The organism is Cupriavidus sp. R6-3 (assembly GCF_059772245.1).
This window is the reverse complement of sequence record NZ_JCBAJO010000027.1, coordinates 24,458-37,837: the sequence shown is the minus strand read 5'-3', so window position 1 is coordinate 37,837 and position 13,380 is coordinate 24,458. Positions and strand designations below refer to the sequence as shown.

Below are 13,380 nucleotides of genomic sequence, written 5' to 3'. Positions count from 1 at the left end.
CGAAATGGAGATGACCGAATTCCCGTCGCGAAACCAGTACAAGCTCATCAGGTGCTACACCTGCGGCGCGAGCTGCCCGGAGGCGAACTGGAACATGCGGGTGGGCAGCGAGCCAGAGGCGAAGGTCGAGCCTGTGCCCACATTCGCCGACTGGCAGGCGTTCCACGACTCGCTGCGCCAGGCTGGCGCGACCGAGCAGGAGATTGCCGAGGTGGTGGGCAGTCGGGACGAGGCGGGGCTCGGGATGCTCGTCGGGGCGATTGGCGGGAAGAGATAGGGAATCAGAATTTCATGCGTACGGGGGCCGGAATGGATCTGGAAAAGCGGTTGGAGAATTGGGCTAAGGCCAACAGAGTAGGAGGGCCGCGTCCCGGCTACTGCGCGCCATGGGCAAAGCTGGCCGACATCTTGGCGAACGGGCCCCACGTTCCCGAGATCGTCGAGATCGACCACAAGGACGCCGATCGCGTCACGAAGGCATGGCGCCGGCTGGTGCCGTACCAGCAGCAGTTGCTCAAGCTGTCGTACATCACCAACCTGCCGCCGTGGCTAGTCTGCCGCAAGCTCGGCATCCGGCAGCGGCCGCACAGCGTCTTCGACCTGGAGATGGCGAGGGCCAAGCACCTTCTGAAACAGCATCTGGCGCGGATCGACGACGAGGGTGTTGTAAACCGAAAAAAGATGCCCTATACTGCGCCGGACAACTTGATTCCGGCCATTGCCGAGACCGCCGCCTAAGGGGCGGCGCTCGCCCCGGAGAAAGAGAAGCCCGCCAGTGAGCGGGCTTTTTGCGTTTACGGCGTTGCTTCAGAGCTTGTGCTGGTGTGCCGAACCATGGCGGCGGGGTTAGCTCCCAGCCGGCTCAAGCTCTGAGGGAATGCACGACGCCCATCAACCCGTCTCCACTCGCGCCCCACCGCGAGATTGCCCCGCCAAGTGTGGGGCTTTTTTATTCCACCGTAGCCCATGCCAAAGACCACCAAGACGCCTGGCGCCGGCGGCTCCAAGGTTTGGGACCGCCAAGCCGTGATGAAAGCCGTTTGCGAGCGCATTGCAGGCGGGGAAAGTGTTCGAGCCATCTGCGCCGACGCGAATATGCCGGATCGCCGGCAGATCAATCGTTGGATCGGCGAGGATGCCGCCCTGCGAACGCAGTATCTGGACGCCTGCCGGGCGCGCACATACTTCTACGGCGAGGAGATTGTCGAGATCGCCGACGAGTGTCGCACGGGCATTAAGACGGTCGTCAAAGAGACGGCCAGCGGCAAGTTCACCGAGACGACCGAAATCGATCTGGTCGAGCGGGCTCGACTGCAGATCGACACCCGCAAATGGATCATGGCCCGAATGAACCGCGTGGACTTCGGCGAGAAGGTGACGCAGGAGCACGTCGGCAAGGACGGCGGTCCGATCGAACAGAAGACGACGGTGGTCGATGAACGCGAAGTCAAAGCTATCGTCGACCGAGTCGAGGCCGAATACTGATCTCGAACGGGCGGTCATCAAGGCGAAGTGCGAGCGGGACCATCTGTTCTTCAGCCGCTACTTCTTCAAGCACCGTCAAGGCATCAAGTTCCGGGTCAATTGGCACCACGTGCTGATCGCCGATACGGTGCAGCGGGTGATTGACGGCGAGCTCAAGAACGTCGTCATCAACGTGCCGCCGGGCTCGTCGAAAACCGAGCTCGTGGCGATCAACCTGATTGCCCGCGGCCTGGCGCTGAACCCGCGCGCCCGCTTCCTGCACATCTCGTATTCGGACGACCTCGCGCTGCTCAACAGCGAGACCGCCCGCGAGATCGTCGGATCGGATGAGTACCAGGCGCTGTGGCCGCTGGCCATCGCTGACGACGCCAAGTCGAAGAAGCGTTGGAACGTGGTGGTCGACGGTAAGAAGGCCGGCGGCGTCTACGCGGTGTCGCTGGGCGGCCAGATCACAGGCTTCCGCGCCGGCCACATGGCAGAAGGATGGCAGGGCGCGATCATCATCGACGATCCGCTCAAGGTTGAGGACGCCTACAGCAAGACGAACCGCGACAAGGCGAACCGCAAGCTGCTGTCGACGGTCAAGAGCCGGAAGGCCAACCCGGACACGCCGATCATCGTGATCATGCAGCGGCTGGCCGAGGAAGACCCGACGGGCTTCATTAAGGCCGGCAAGGTGCCGGGGAACTGGGAGTTCATCGAGGTCCCGGCCCTGATCACCGATAGCTACGTCGCCAATCTGCCTGAGCGCGTCCGCGCCATGGTGGAGCGTGCCGATACAGACGCCGACGGACGGTTCAGCTACTGGCCCTACAAGGAGCCGCTGGCTGACATGCTGGAGATGGAGCGGGCCGACCGGTACGTCTTCAGCGGCCAGTACATGCAGCGACCGAGCCCATTGGGCGGCGGGATCATCAAGAGCGCCAACTTTGGCCGCTACTCGGTGGTGCCGGAGCTAGTCAAGCGCGTCATCTACGCCGACACGGCGCAGAAGACCGCAGAGCGGAACGACTACAGCGTCTTCCAGTGCTGGGGGCTGGGCAAGAACGGGCGGATTTACCTGCTCGACCAGATCCGCGGCAAGTGGGAGGCGCCCCAGCTGCGCCGACAGGCGATCGACTTCTGGAACAAGCATCTGCCGCTCGGCATGCCGCATGGCGCCGCGCTCGTGAAGATGCGAGTCGAGGACAAGGCCAGCGGCACGGGGCTGATCCAGGACATCCGCGAGAGCGGCGGCATCCCCATCGAGGGAATCGAGCGGGATAAGGACAAGCTGACCCGCGTGATGGACGTGGTCAGCTACATCGACTCGGGGTACGTCAACATCCCCGAGTCGGCGCCGTGGGTGAGCGATTTCACGCAGGAGTGCGACGCGTTCACCCCTGACGACACGCACGCGCACGACGACCAGATTGACCCGCTCGTCGACGCGATTAACGACCTGCTCGCCTCCGGCCGGGTCATCGATACCTGGGCAAGGCTCGCACAATGAATCGCAAACAACGAAAAGACGCGGCGATGGCGCACAAGGCCAATGTCGCGGCTTCCGCCAATGCGAAGCGCTGGGCCAGCGGCGACAGCTTCCAGAACTTCGAGGCGCGCGTCGGCCTGGGCACCGCCAATCAGGCATCGCAGTACACCTACGGGTTCGACTTCATCAGCCGCAATCGCGTGCAGATGGAGGCGATGTACCGGTCGTCGTGGGTGGTCGGCCAAGCCGTCGACGTGGTCGCGGACGACATGACCCGCGCTGGCGTCGATCTGGACGCCGATCTGGACCCGGGCGACAGGAATAAGCTGACGGCCGGGTTCGAGCGCATGGCGCTCTGGGACCGGATCAACGACACCATCAAATGGGCGCGCCTCTACGGCGGTGCGCTCGGAGTGATGCTGATCGACGGGCAAGACCCGTCCACGCCGCTCAACCCTGATAGCGTCGGGCGTGATCAGTTCAAGGGCCTGTTCGTGCTCGACCGATGGCTGGTGCAGCCGTCGCTGTCCGATCTGGTCAAGGAAATGGGCCCGGACATGGGCATGCCGCGCTACTACGACGTGGTGGCCGACAGCATGGCCCTGTCGCGGCAGCGCATCCACTACAGCCGGGTGCTGCGCATCGACGGCGTTGAGCTGCCGTACTGGCAGAAGATCGCCGAGAACCTGTGGGGCCAGTCGGTCATCGAGCGGTTGATTGACCGACTAGTGGCGTTCGACAGCACGACGATCGGCGCGGCGCAGTTGGTCTACAAGGCCCACCTGCGCACGCTGAGCGTCGACAAACTGCGCGAGATCATCGCGGCGGGTGGCCCGGCGATGGAAGGGCTGCTGAAAAACGTCGACATGATCCGGCGCTTCCAGTCGAACGAGGGCATGACCCTGATCGACGCAGCGGACACCTTCGAGACTCACCAATACCAGTTCTCCGGGCTGGACAACGTGCTGATGCAGTTCGGCCAGCAGTTGTCCGGCGCCCTGCAAATTCCGCTGGTGCGGCTGTTCGGTCAATCGCCGGCCGGCCTGAACTCCAGCGGGGAGTCGGACCTGCGGACTTACTACGACAACATCAAGCAGCAGCAGGAGCGGCGCCTCCGGGCACCGTTGACGCGACTGTTTGATGTGCTGGTGCGATCAGAGCTTGGACACAAGCCACCGGAAGGCTTCGCCTACAGCTTCACGTCGCTGTGGCAGCTGTCCGACACCGAGAAGGCGACCAACGCCAAGACGACGACCGAGGCCATCGTGACTGCCTACGACGCCGACCTGATCGACCGGCCGACGGCGATGAAGGAACTGCGCCAGGCCAGCCATAGCCACGGCGTCTTCACCAGCATCTCGGACGAAGCGATCGAGGAAGCGGAGAACGAGCCGCCGCCCGAGCCTGAACTGGAACTGCCCAATGCTGATGACCCGAACGACCGATCGGAAACGACGGAAGAACCCGGTCAGGCTAAGCGGCCCGGAAAGGCTGTACAGGACGCAGCTACGGCAGGTCGCGCAGCAGGTGGGCGCGCTCGTCAATGGCTTTCCGCCTGGCGATCCAAGCGCGGCGCCGACGATTGAGCAGCTTCTGAGGCGGTACGCCGAGGCCCTGACACCTTGGGCCCAGGCGACCGCCGCCCAGATGCTGGCCGAGGTCAACCGCCGAGATGAGCAGGCGTGGATGGCCCAGGCACGCGAGATGTCGCGCGAACTGGCGCTGGAGATTCGGAACGCTCCGACGGGGGCGACCATGCGCGCACTGATGGCCGAGCAGGTTGGGCTGATCAAGTCCATCCCGATCGAGGCTGCAGAGCGCGTTCACAAGCTGACGATCGAGGGGCTGGAGAACAGCTCCCGGGCGTCGGAGATATCCAAGGCCATTCAGGCATCGGGTGAGGTGGCAAAGAGCCGCGCTGACCTGATTGCCCGCACTGAGGTCGCCAGGACCGCTTCGACGCTGACCGAGGCGAGAGCCCTGCACGTTGGCTCGCCGGGCTATTTCTGGCGGACCTCTGGCGACTCGGACGTCCGCGACTCGCATCGAAAGATGAATGGCCAGTTCGTGCGCTGGGACGACCCTCCCACGCTGGACGGCATGACGGGGCACGCCGGGCAGTTTCCCAACTGCCGGTGCTGGTGCGAAGTGGTGGTACCAGAGGATTGATTGAACCGATAGAATGGTTTCCGCACGGCTAGGGTAGCTCCCGAAAGGCTGGTTTGACCGCCAGCTTGCCGTGCCTCCAAACGGTCAGCCCCTAGTCAAGGCGAAAATGCAACCCATCATCACCCGCGATGCGGCAAAGGCTGCCGGGTTGCCGAGATATTTCACCGGCAAGCCATGCAAACACGGGCATCTCGCCCCTCGATATACGTCATCCACGACCTGCGTCATCTGCCAGCATGCGGCGACGCAAGCCTTGCGAGCGAAGAATACTGAGCGCACGCGCCGGCAAAATGCGGAGACACGCGAGCGCACGAGGGAGAAGCGCAACGCATACCACAGGGAATGGATGAAGCGGAATCCCGAGAAGAACCGGGCGAATGTGGCGCGGTGGAGGCGGGCCAATCCTGACAAAGTGTCTGCCTTGTCTGCTGCGTATCACGCTAGGAACGCTGAGCGCCTCAATGCCCGAAGACGGGCATACAGAAAGAACAATCCGCATGTTGGTGCTGCATCGTCAAGGCGGCGGCGCGCAAAGCTGCGGGGCGCGGAGGGGTCGCATACGGCGGCCGAGATTCTAGCGCTGGCTCAAAAGCAGAACTATCGCTGCGCGTGTTGCGGCGTTTCTATTCGACGCGGATATCACGCAGACCACATTACTCCGCTCGCCAAGGGCGGATCGGATTGGATTACGAACATCCAGTTGCTTTGTGCCAAGTGCAACAAGCGCAAAGCAGCGAAAGACCCGCTGGCGTGGGCAGCCGAGAACGGACTGCTGCTGTAGCGGAAAGCATTGGAACACGACAGGCCGCCAAGAGCGGCCTTTTTTTCGTCCATACGCCATGCGATTTTTCACACCCGAAATCCTTGGGCCAAAGCAATCGTTGACGCCGTCCGGATTCCTCGTTTGCCACGACGTGCCGATTGCCAGAACCGGGGAAATGCTCTATGGGGCCGGCGAAGTTCCGGTGGAGCCTGGGCCCGACGGGATCGTGCGCATCAGCCGAACGCCCGACGAAGTATTCCGGCCGGAAACGATTGCCAGCTTTGAAGGTGCGGCCGTCACGATGGACCACCCGGACGACTTTGTTGGGCCATCAAACTGGAACGACCTCGCCGTCGGAACTGTGATGAACGTCCGGCGAGGAACCGGCATTGAAGACGACCTTCTTCTTGCCGATCTGATGATCACCAATCAAGGGGCCATCGACGAGGTGCGAGCTGGGCTTCGAGAGGTGTCCTGCGGATACGACGCAGGGTATGAGCAGGTAGGACCTGGGCGCGGGGTGCAGCGCGAAATCATTGGAAACCACGTAGCCCTCGTCGAGCGCGGCCGGTGCGGTCCGCGCTGCGCGATCGGCGATAAGGAACCCGAAGACATGAAGACCAAAGACAGCAAGCCCAAGGGCAAGCGAACCTGGCTGGATCGCCTCATGACGGCGATGAAGGCCAAGGACGAGGCGGCCGTGCAGGAAGCCATCGAAGAAGGCCAGACGGCCCTCGACGAGGAATCCGAGGAAGAGCGCGAGGCCCGCGAAGCCCAGGAGCGCGAAGCCAAGACCGGCGACGCGCTCGCACAGGAGGTGCTTAAGGCCGTCAAGGCAATCGGCGAGTGCCTGTCCAAGATCGAAGCTCGCGACTCCGAGCGCGAGGAAACGGACGACGAGGACGAAGACCCGGAGAAGAAGGACAAGACCGGCGATAACGGCGACCTGACCGAAGCCGAGACGGCCGCCAAGCTGGACGAATCCGACGTCGACCTGTACACCGGCGACGCCGCGGCCAGCATCCCGTCGCGCGCCGAGATTCTGGCGCCCGGCATCAAGCTGCCGACCCTCGACGCCAAGATGAACACCAAGGACCGCGCCGCGGCCCTGTGCAAGTGCCAGCGCAAGGCGCTCGACCTGGCGTACCAGACCGAGGCCGGCAAGAAGGCCATCGCCCCGTTCCTGGGCGGCAAGACGGTGGACTTCGAGAAGCTGCCGGCCGCGCTGGTGCACGCCGCCTTCATGGGCGCGAGCGAGCTGGTGAAGGCGCACAACAACGCCGGCACGACCCGCAGTGCAGCGCCGACGCGCGACTTCGGCAAGGCCAAGACCGTGGCAGACATCAACGCCGCCAACCGCAAATTCTGGGCCGATCGGTCCGCACACTAAGGGAGTGCCCCACATGAGCAACGCAATCCTGTATCGCATGGCCTCGGGCATTCCCGGGGACATCTCGCGCCAGTCGCAAGCCACCGTCGAACCGCAGATTTTCGACCCGGCGCTGCCGTTCCCCGGCTACGGCCTGTTCGGCAAGCTGGCTGCGGGCAAGTTCGTGCCCGTCGCCAGCGGTGACACCGCTGCCGTCATCTATGGCCTGCTGGTCCGTCCGTACCCGACCACGGGTGGCGCTGGCTCGGAGCCGCTGGGCACCGCAACGCCGCCGACCAAGGGAGTGTGCGACGTGCTGCGCCGCGGCTACATGACCGTCAAGAACAACGCCGGCACCCCGGCGCTGGGCGGCACCGTGTACGTGCGCGTCGCTGCCGCTGCGGCTGGCAAGCCGATAGGCGGCATCGAGGCCGCTGCCGATGGCACCAACACCGTCGCGGTGACCGGCGCCATCTTCATGAACGGCGGCGATGCCAACGGCAACGTCGAAATCTCCTTCAACATCTAAGGGGCTACCCAGAATGAGCAAAATCATCGTTCCGCGCATGGCCGCGGCCGCCGCGATCGCCATGGTCAATGCCCCGGCGATCATCCGTGCACGTACCCGCGACAGCATGCTGACGTTCGACAGCCGGACCATCGACAGCACCGGCGCGTTCCTGATCGGTGAACTCGAGCGCCTGGACCAGACGCTGCACATGCCGCTGGCGTCGGTCACCTGGTCGCGTGACATCGACCTGCGCGAAGACGTCTCGATCGCTGACGAAACCTCGTCGTTCACCAATTCCAGCTTCGCCGCCGCGGGTGGCGCGTCGCCCAACGGCAAGTCGTGGATCGGCAAGGACGCTTCGGCCATCGCCGGTATCGCGCTCGACATCGGCAAGACGGCCAGCCCGCTGACCCTGTGGGGCATGCAGATCGGCTGGACCATCCCCGAGCTGGAATCGGCCCAGAAGCTCGGCCGCCCGGTCGACCAGCAGAAGTACCAGGGCATGGTGCTCAAGCACAACATGGACGTCGACGAGCAGGTCTACATCGGCGACCCGGTTCTCGGCGTGACCGGCCTGGTCAACAATGCCGCAGTCGGCAACCTCGCCAATGCCAAGGTCGGCAACTGGGCGACGGCCACGCCGGACGAGATCCTGGAAGACGTCAACGAGCTGCTGACGAGCGTCTGGCAGGAGTCGGCGTTCGCCATCTGCCCGAGCGAGCTGCGAGTGCCGCCGGCCAAGTTCGGCATCCTGGTGAGCAAGAAGGTCAGCGACGCCGGCAACATCAGCGTGCTGGAATACCTGAAGCAGAACACCATCTCGAACTCGATCAACGGCCGCCCGCTGAACATCCAGCCGCTGAAGTGGCTGTATCAGCGCGGTGCAGCGAATGCCGACCGCATGGTCGCGTACACCAAGGAGCAGGACAAGGTCCGCTTCCCGCTGGTGCCGCTGCAGCGCACGCCGCTCGAGTATCGCGACATCCGCCAGCTGACCACGTACTTCGGTCGCCTGGGCGTTGTCGAGGTGGTCTACCCCGAGACGATCGGCTATCGTGACGGCATCTAAGGGGAACGCCATGGCAAAGGTTAAAATCCATGTGGCCAAGGCGTTCAAGCTCCTGGGCAAGGACGGTAAGCAGCACGATTTCCCGGTCGGCAACCACACCGTCGACCAGGACGTCGCCGATCACTGGTTCGTGAAGGCGCATCTTGGCGGCGAGGCCGCTCAGAACGCCGACACCGAAGCGGCGGCCGACGAGCTGCTGGCCGAACTCGAGGCGAAAGCCAAGGAAGAGGCGGAAGCGAAAGCCAAGGCAGAAGCCGAGGCCAAGCCGGCCGCGAAGACCTCCAAGTAAGGTGAGCCGTGGTTGACGTTGCCCAGTTCAGAGAGGACTTCCCAGAGTTCTCGGATACAACGAAGTACCCCGATTCCGTCGTCCAGTTCTGGCTGACGGTCTCGGTGTCGCTCGTCAATCCGTGCCGCTGGGGTGTCCTGACCGATCAGGGCATCGAGCTCTGTACGGCTCACCACCTCGTCTTGGCTGCTCGGGATGAGCAGGCCGACGCGGTAGGCGGCATTCCGGGCCAGATGACCGGCCCGCTCTCTTCAAAAGCCGTCGACAAGGTCAGCGCCAGTTACGACACGGGCGCGGCAACGATCGATGACGGCGGATTCTGGAACTTGACCACGTATGGCGTGCGGTATCTCACCCTCGCCAGGATGATGGGCGCCGGCGGCTTCCAGCTATAGGCGCGCGCCCATCTGGAGCATCCCATGGGCGTCATCAAGGTGGATCGGCTGAAGGATGTCCTGCAGTCGATCAATGGACTCGTCCAAAAGCAGGTGCTGGTCGGCATCCCCGACAGCGCGCCAGAGCGGAAGGACGACGCGCCGATCGGCAACGCTGCCATTGGCTACATCCAAGAGACAGGCTCTCCGGCAAACAACCTGCCGGCGCGGCCGTTTCTGGTTCCCGGCGTGTCCGATTCTCTACCAAAGGCCACCGCCCAACTCGAAAAGGCGGCCACCGCGGCACTGGAAGGCGACCCGGCTGCCGTTGAGCGGCGCTTGTCGTCCGCTGGCCTGGAGGCACAGAACAGCGTTCGGGCAAAGATCAACAGCGGCATCAAGCCCGACCTGAAGCCGAGCACGATCGCAGATCGGCTCCGACGCGGCAGGACGGGCACAGTGCCGCTGATCGACACCGGCCAGCTTCGGAACAGCATCACGTACGTCATCAGACGGAAGAAATAGACCATGGCGCTACTCGACGTCGTCGACGTGCTGCTCGACCCGGATTTCATGGACACCGGCCTGGTGTGCAACCGGATGACGCAGACGGTGGACAGCCATGGGCGCGCCGTCAACACCGTCACTGCCATGCCATTCGCGGCCGTGGTGACCAGCGACCAGGGCGACATCCTGGAGCGGATCGCCGAGGGAAGTCGCATCGTCGGCTCGATCCTCGTCCATACCCCGTTTCGCCTGCGCGATGGCGGCGATGGCGCTGACGCCGACGAGATCGTCTGGCGCGGCCGGACGTACACGGTGGCGAAGGTCAACGACTACAGCCACTTCGGGCGCGGCTTTGTCTGCGCCACCTGTGACATCAAGCCTCTCTCGGGGTAACCATGAACGACAGCTCGACCGGTGGCTACCTGGCGCCAGTCGCCGCATCGTCGCCGCTCGAGGACGATGCGCTGGACGACCTGCTGCAGGAAATGGTGGCCGGCATCACCGGCTTGCCACCCACGATGGTGCGCCCGCGGTGGCAGCCAACTGTGCCAAAACAGCCCGAGCCGTCGGTGAACTGGTGCGCGCTGGGTATCACAGCGCAGGAAAACGACGCGGGCCCCGCGATCCAGCACGACCCGACGGGAGACGGTAGCGACGTCTACCAGCGCCACCAGGACATCGAATTGCTCTGCACGTTCTACGGGCCCGGCGCGAAGGGATATGCCCAACGCCTGGTGGATGGCCTCGCCATCCCACAGAACAGCGAACAGCTTGGCCTGAACGACATGAAGTTTGTGTCGGTCGGGACAATTCGCGCAGCGCCCGACTTTGTCAATCAGCAGTGGATCCGCCGCTACGACGTCACCGTCGCTTTGCGCCGCAAGATCACCCGGACCTATCCGGTCCTCAACCTCATGTCCGCCCAGGTGAAGACCGAGACCGACTCGGTACCGCCGATGAGCGGCACCATCAATATCGACCAGTAGAGGATGACCATGCCCAACGGATTGCCGGTGTCGCGGCTGATCGACGTCACCATCAACATGTCGCCGCTGGCGGCCCAAGGTGCGAACCTGAACACGGCGCTCATTCTGGGCGCCTCGGCCGTGATCGACACCAATGAGCGCATGCGCTCCTACGGCACGATCGACGCTGTGGCCTCGGACTTCGGCACCTCGGCGGCTGAATACAAGGCGGCGCTGCTGTACTTCCAGCAAACTCCGCAGCCGTCACAGCTTTATCTCGGCCGATGGGCCAAGAGCGCAACCTCGGGATCGATCCGTGGCGGTGTTCTGTCTGCCGCGCAACAGGACATGACTGCCTGGAATGCCGTGACCAATGGCGGCTTCAAGATCAGCGTGGACGGCGTCGAGAAGTCGCTCACCGCCCTGGACTTCTCCACCGAGACCAACCTGAACGGCGTGGCAAGCGCCATTCAATCCGATCTGACCGGCGCCACGATCGTATGGACCGGCCAGCAGTTCGTCGTCACCTCCGACACTACCGGCACCACCTCGACGCTGAGCTACGCGACGGCGCCCAGCACCGGTACGGACATCTCGACCATGCTGGGCCTGACGAGCGGCGTTGCGTCGGTGCCTGTGGCCGGCATCGGCCCGGAGACGCCGGACGCTGCCGTGGCGCTGTTCCTGAACCGCTTTTCGAACAAGTTCCTGGGGCTGATGTTCGCCGACACCAGCCTGACGAACGACCAGCACGAGGCGGTGGCAGATTTCGTCGAGGCCGATCAGCGCCATCTGTACGGTGCGACGAGCCAGGAGCCGCTGGCGCTGGATCCGACCAGCACCACGGATCTGCTCTCTCGGTTCAAGGCGAAGGGGTACAAGTACTCGTTCGCGCAGTACTCGAGCAGCAATCCGTATGCCGCGGCGTCGATGCTCGGCCGGCTCCTGACCACCGACTTCAACGCGAACAACTCTACGATCACGCTGATGTACAAGCAGGAGCCCGGCATCGTGCCGGAGACCCTGACCAGCAGCCAGGCCGACGCCATCCAGGCGAAGAACGGCAACGTATTCGTCGAGTACAGCAACGAGACGGCGATCATCCAGTACGGCGTCACGCCGAGCGGCATCTTTATCGACTCCGTCTACAACTCGATCTGGTTCCAGAGCCGAATCCAGACCGATGTGTACAACCTGCTGTACCAGTCGCCGACCAAGATCCCGCAGACGGATGCGGGCAATGCGCTGATCGCGGCAACGATCGAGGCGGCCTGCGATGCGGCGGTGAACAACGGTTATCTGGCTCCGGGCGTCTGGAACTCCGGCGGCTTCGGTGCACTGCGGCAGGGCGACACGCTGGCCAAGGGCTACTACGTCTATGCGCCGCCGATCGCGCTGCAGTCCCAGGCTGACCGGGAAGCGCGCAAGTCGGTGCCGTTCCAAGTCGCGGCCAAGGAGGCCGGCGCCATTCACACCGTTGACATCCTGGTCAACGTGAACCGCTGATAGGGGAAATCATGTCCGGAACGTATTCGTTCATCGACGTACAGGCGTCGCTCGTGGGCCCGGGCGGGGCCTTCCAGCTCGGCTATGGCGAGGCCACTGCCGAGGAAGGCATCACCATCGCTACCGCGAACGACAAGAACACCATGACGGTGGGATCGGACGGCAGCGTGATGCACAGCCTGCGCGCCGACAACTCCGGCCAGATCACGCTTCGGTATCTGAAGACCTCGCCGGTCAACCGGACGCTGATGGCGCTGTACAACGCCCAGAAGATCGACAGCCGCCTGTGGGGCAAGAACGTCATCACGGTGACGCAGTCGGTGGCCGGCGACATCGCCACCGGCATCCAGTGCGCGTTCAAGAAGGTGCCGGATCTGAACTACGCCACGGAAGGCGGGATCGTCGAATGGGTGTTCGACGCCGGCCGCATCGAAGAAATGCTGGGAACGTACTGACCATGGCCGCGCAGATCGAACTGAACGGCCAGGAATACTCCCTCGGCCGCATGAGCGCAATGCAGCAGTTCCACGTATCGCGCCGCATCGCGCCGATCATTCCGGCCCTGATCCCGGTGTTCGTGCGGTTCCGCGAAAGCGGGAAGGCACCGACCGAGGATCTGGAAGGGATGGCCGTGGCGCTGCAGCCGCTGGCCGACGGCCTGGCCGCCCTCAAGGACGAGGACGCCGAGTACGTCATCGGAGCGTGCCTGTCGGTCGTGCAGCGCAGGCAGCCGACCGGCTGGGCTCGGGTCTGGAATGGCGCGCTCATGTTCGATGACATGGACCTGGCGACCATCCTTCCCTTGGCGGTGCAGGTCATCACGGCCAACCTCGGGCCTTTTATTCAAGGCCTGCTTACCAGCCAGCAGAGCGGGCCGGAGGCGACACAAGCTGGCTGAGAAC

Annotated in this window: 18 protein-coding genes; all 18 read left to right on the top strand. The window is 63.9% G+C overall.

What is annotated here, in order from left to right; translation table 11 throughout:
• Window positions 1–277: hypothetical protein (locus AC6EI8_RS07820; RefSeq protein WP_498381667.1), on the top strand; the 277-nt coding region annotated here is incomplete at its 5' end.
• Between the two features lie 32 nt (window positions 278–309).
• Window positions 310–738, top strand: coding sequence for a hypothetical protein (locus AC6EI8_RS07815; RefSeq protein ID WP_226106617.1), 429 nt, complete (start codon window positions 310–312; stop codon window positions 736–738).
• A gap of 228 nt (window positions 739–966) precedes the next feature.
• Window positions 967–1,485, top strand: coding sequence for a terminase small subunit-like protein (locus tag AC6EI8_RS07810; protein ID WP_498381666.1), 519 nt, complete (start codon window positions 967–969; stop codon window positions 1,483–1,485).
• On the top strand, window positions 1,436–2,977 hold the full coding sequence (terL, locus tag AC6EI8_RS07805) for a phage terminase large subunit (RefSeq protein WP_498381665.1): 1,542 nt from the start codon (window positions 1,436–1,438) through the stop codon (window positions 2,975–2,977). The genes AC6EI8_RS07810 and terL overlap by 50 nt, the downstream gene beginning before the upstream one ends.
• Window positions 2,974–4,542 carry a DUF1073 domain-containing protein gene (locus AC6EI8_RS07800; protein ID WP_498381664.1) on the top strand — a complete coding sequence of 523 codons (1,569 nt, stop codon included), beginning with the start codon at window positions 2,974–2,976 and terminating at the stop codon, window positions 4,540–4,542. Before terL ends, AC6EI8_RS07800 begins: the two co-directional genes overlap by 4 nt.
• A complete protein-coding gene (locus AC6EI8_RS07795; protein ID WP_498381663.1) occupies window positions 4,484–5,125 on the top strand; it encodes a phage head morphogenesis protein in 642 nt (213 codons plus the stop codon). The genes AC6EI8_RS07800 and AC6EI8_RS07795 overlap by 59 nt, the downstream gene beginning before the upstream one ends.
• Window positions 5,126–5,231: 106 nt before the next feature.
• Window positions 5,232–5,906, top strand: coding sequence for an HNH endonuclease (locus AC6EI8_RS07790; RefSeq protein ID WP_174107383.1), 675 nt, complete (start codon window positions 5,232–5,234; stop codon window positions 5,904–5,906).
• A gap of 58 nt (window positions 5,907–5,964) precedes the next feature.
• The gene (locus AC6EI8_RS07785) at window positions 5,965–7,278 is read left to right on the top strand and encodes a DUF2213 domain-containing protein (RefSeq protein WP_498381662.1); all 1,314 of its coding nucleotides are present in this window, start codon (window positions 5,965–5,967) and stop codon (window positions 7,276–7,278) included.
• Between the two features lie 13 nt (window positions 7,279–7,291).
• Complete coding sequence (locus AC6EI8_RS07780; protein WP_395829889.1) at window positions 7,292–7,786, top strand: structural cement protein Gp24; 495 nt, start codon at window positions 7,292–7,294, stop codon at window positions 7,784–7,786.
• Between the two features lie 13 nt (window positions 7,787–7,799).
• A complete protein-coding gene (locus AC6EI8_RS07775; protein WP_498381661.1) occupies window positions 7,800–8,837 on the top strand; it encodes a DUF2184 domain-containing protein in 1,038 nt (345 codons plus the stop codon).
• Between the two features lie 10 nt (window positions 8,838–8,847).
• Window positions 8,848–9,126 carry an STY1053 family phage-associated protein gene (locus AC6EI8_RS07770; protein WP_498381660.1) on the top strand — a complete coding sequence of 93 codons (279 nt, stop codon included), beginning with the start codon at window positions 8,848–8,850 and terminating at the stop codon, window positions 9,124–9,126.
• Window positions 9,127–9,134: 8 nt separating this feature from the next.
• Window positions 9,135–9,521, top strand: a complete 387-nt coding sequence (locus AC6EI8_RS07765; protein ID WP_498381659.1) for a DUF4054 domain-containing protein — start codon at window positions 9,135–9,137, stop codon at window positions 9,519–9,521.
• A gap of 24 nt (window positions 9,522–9,545) precedes the next feature.
• Complete coding sequence (locus AC6EI8_RS07760) at window positions 9,546–10,025, top strand: phage virion morphogenesis protein (protein ID WP_498381658.1); 480 nt, start codon at window positions 9,546–9,548, stop codon at window positions 10,023–10,025.
• Window positions 10,026–10,028: 3 nt separating this feature from the next.
• Window positions 10,029–10,400, top strand: coding sequence for a hypothetical protein (locus AC6EI8_RS07755; protein WP_498381657.1), 372 nt, complete (start codon window positions 10,029–10,031; stop codon window positions 10,398–10,400).
• Window positions 10,401–10,402: 2 nt separating this feature from the next.
• A complete protein-coding gene (locus AC6EI8_RS07750; protein WP_498381656.1) occupies window positions 10,403–10,993 on the top strand; it encodes a phage neck terminator protein in 591 nt (196 codons plus the stop codon).
• A 9-nt stretch (window positions 10,994–11,002) separates the two neighbouring features.
• Window positions 11,003–12,478, top strand: coding sequence for a DUF3383 domain-containing protein (locus tag AC6EI8_RS07745; RefSeq protein ID WP_498381669.1), 1,476 nt, complete (start codon window positions 11,003–11,005; stop codon window positions 12,476–12,478).
• Window positions 12,479–12,489: 11 nt separating this feature from the next.
• Window positions 12,490–12,933 carry a phage structural protein gene (locus tag AC6EI8_RS07740; protein ID WP_174107392.1) on the top strand — a complete coding sequence of 148 codons (444 nt, stop codon included), beginning with the start codon at window positions 12,490–12,492 and terminating at the stop codon, window positions 12,931–12,933.
• A gap of 2 nt (window positions 12,934–12,935) precedes the next feature.
• Entirely contained in the window at window positions 12,936–13,376 is a 441-nt protein-coding gene (locus tag AC6EI8_RS07735) for a phage tail assembly chaperone (protein WP_498381655.1), read from the top strand.
• Window positions 13,377–13,380: the final 4 nt, after the last annotated feature.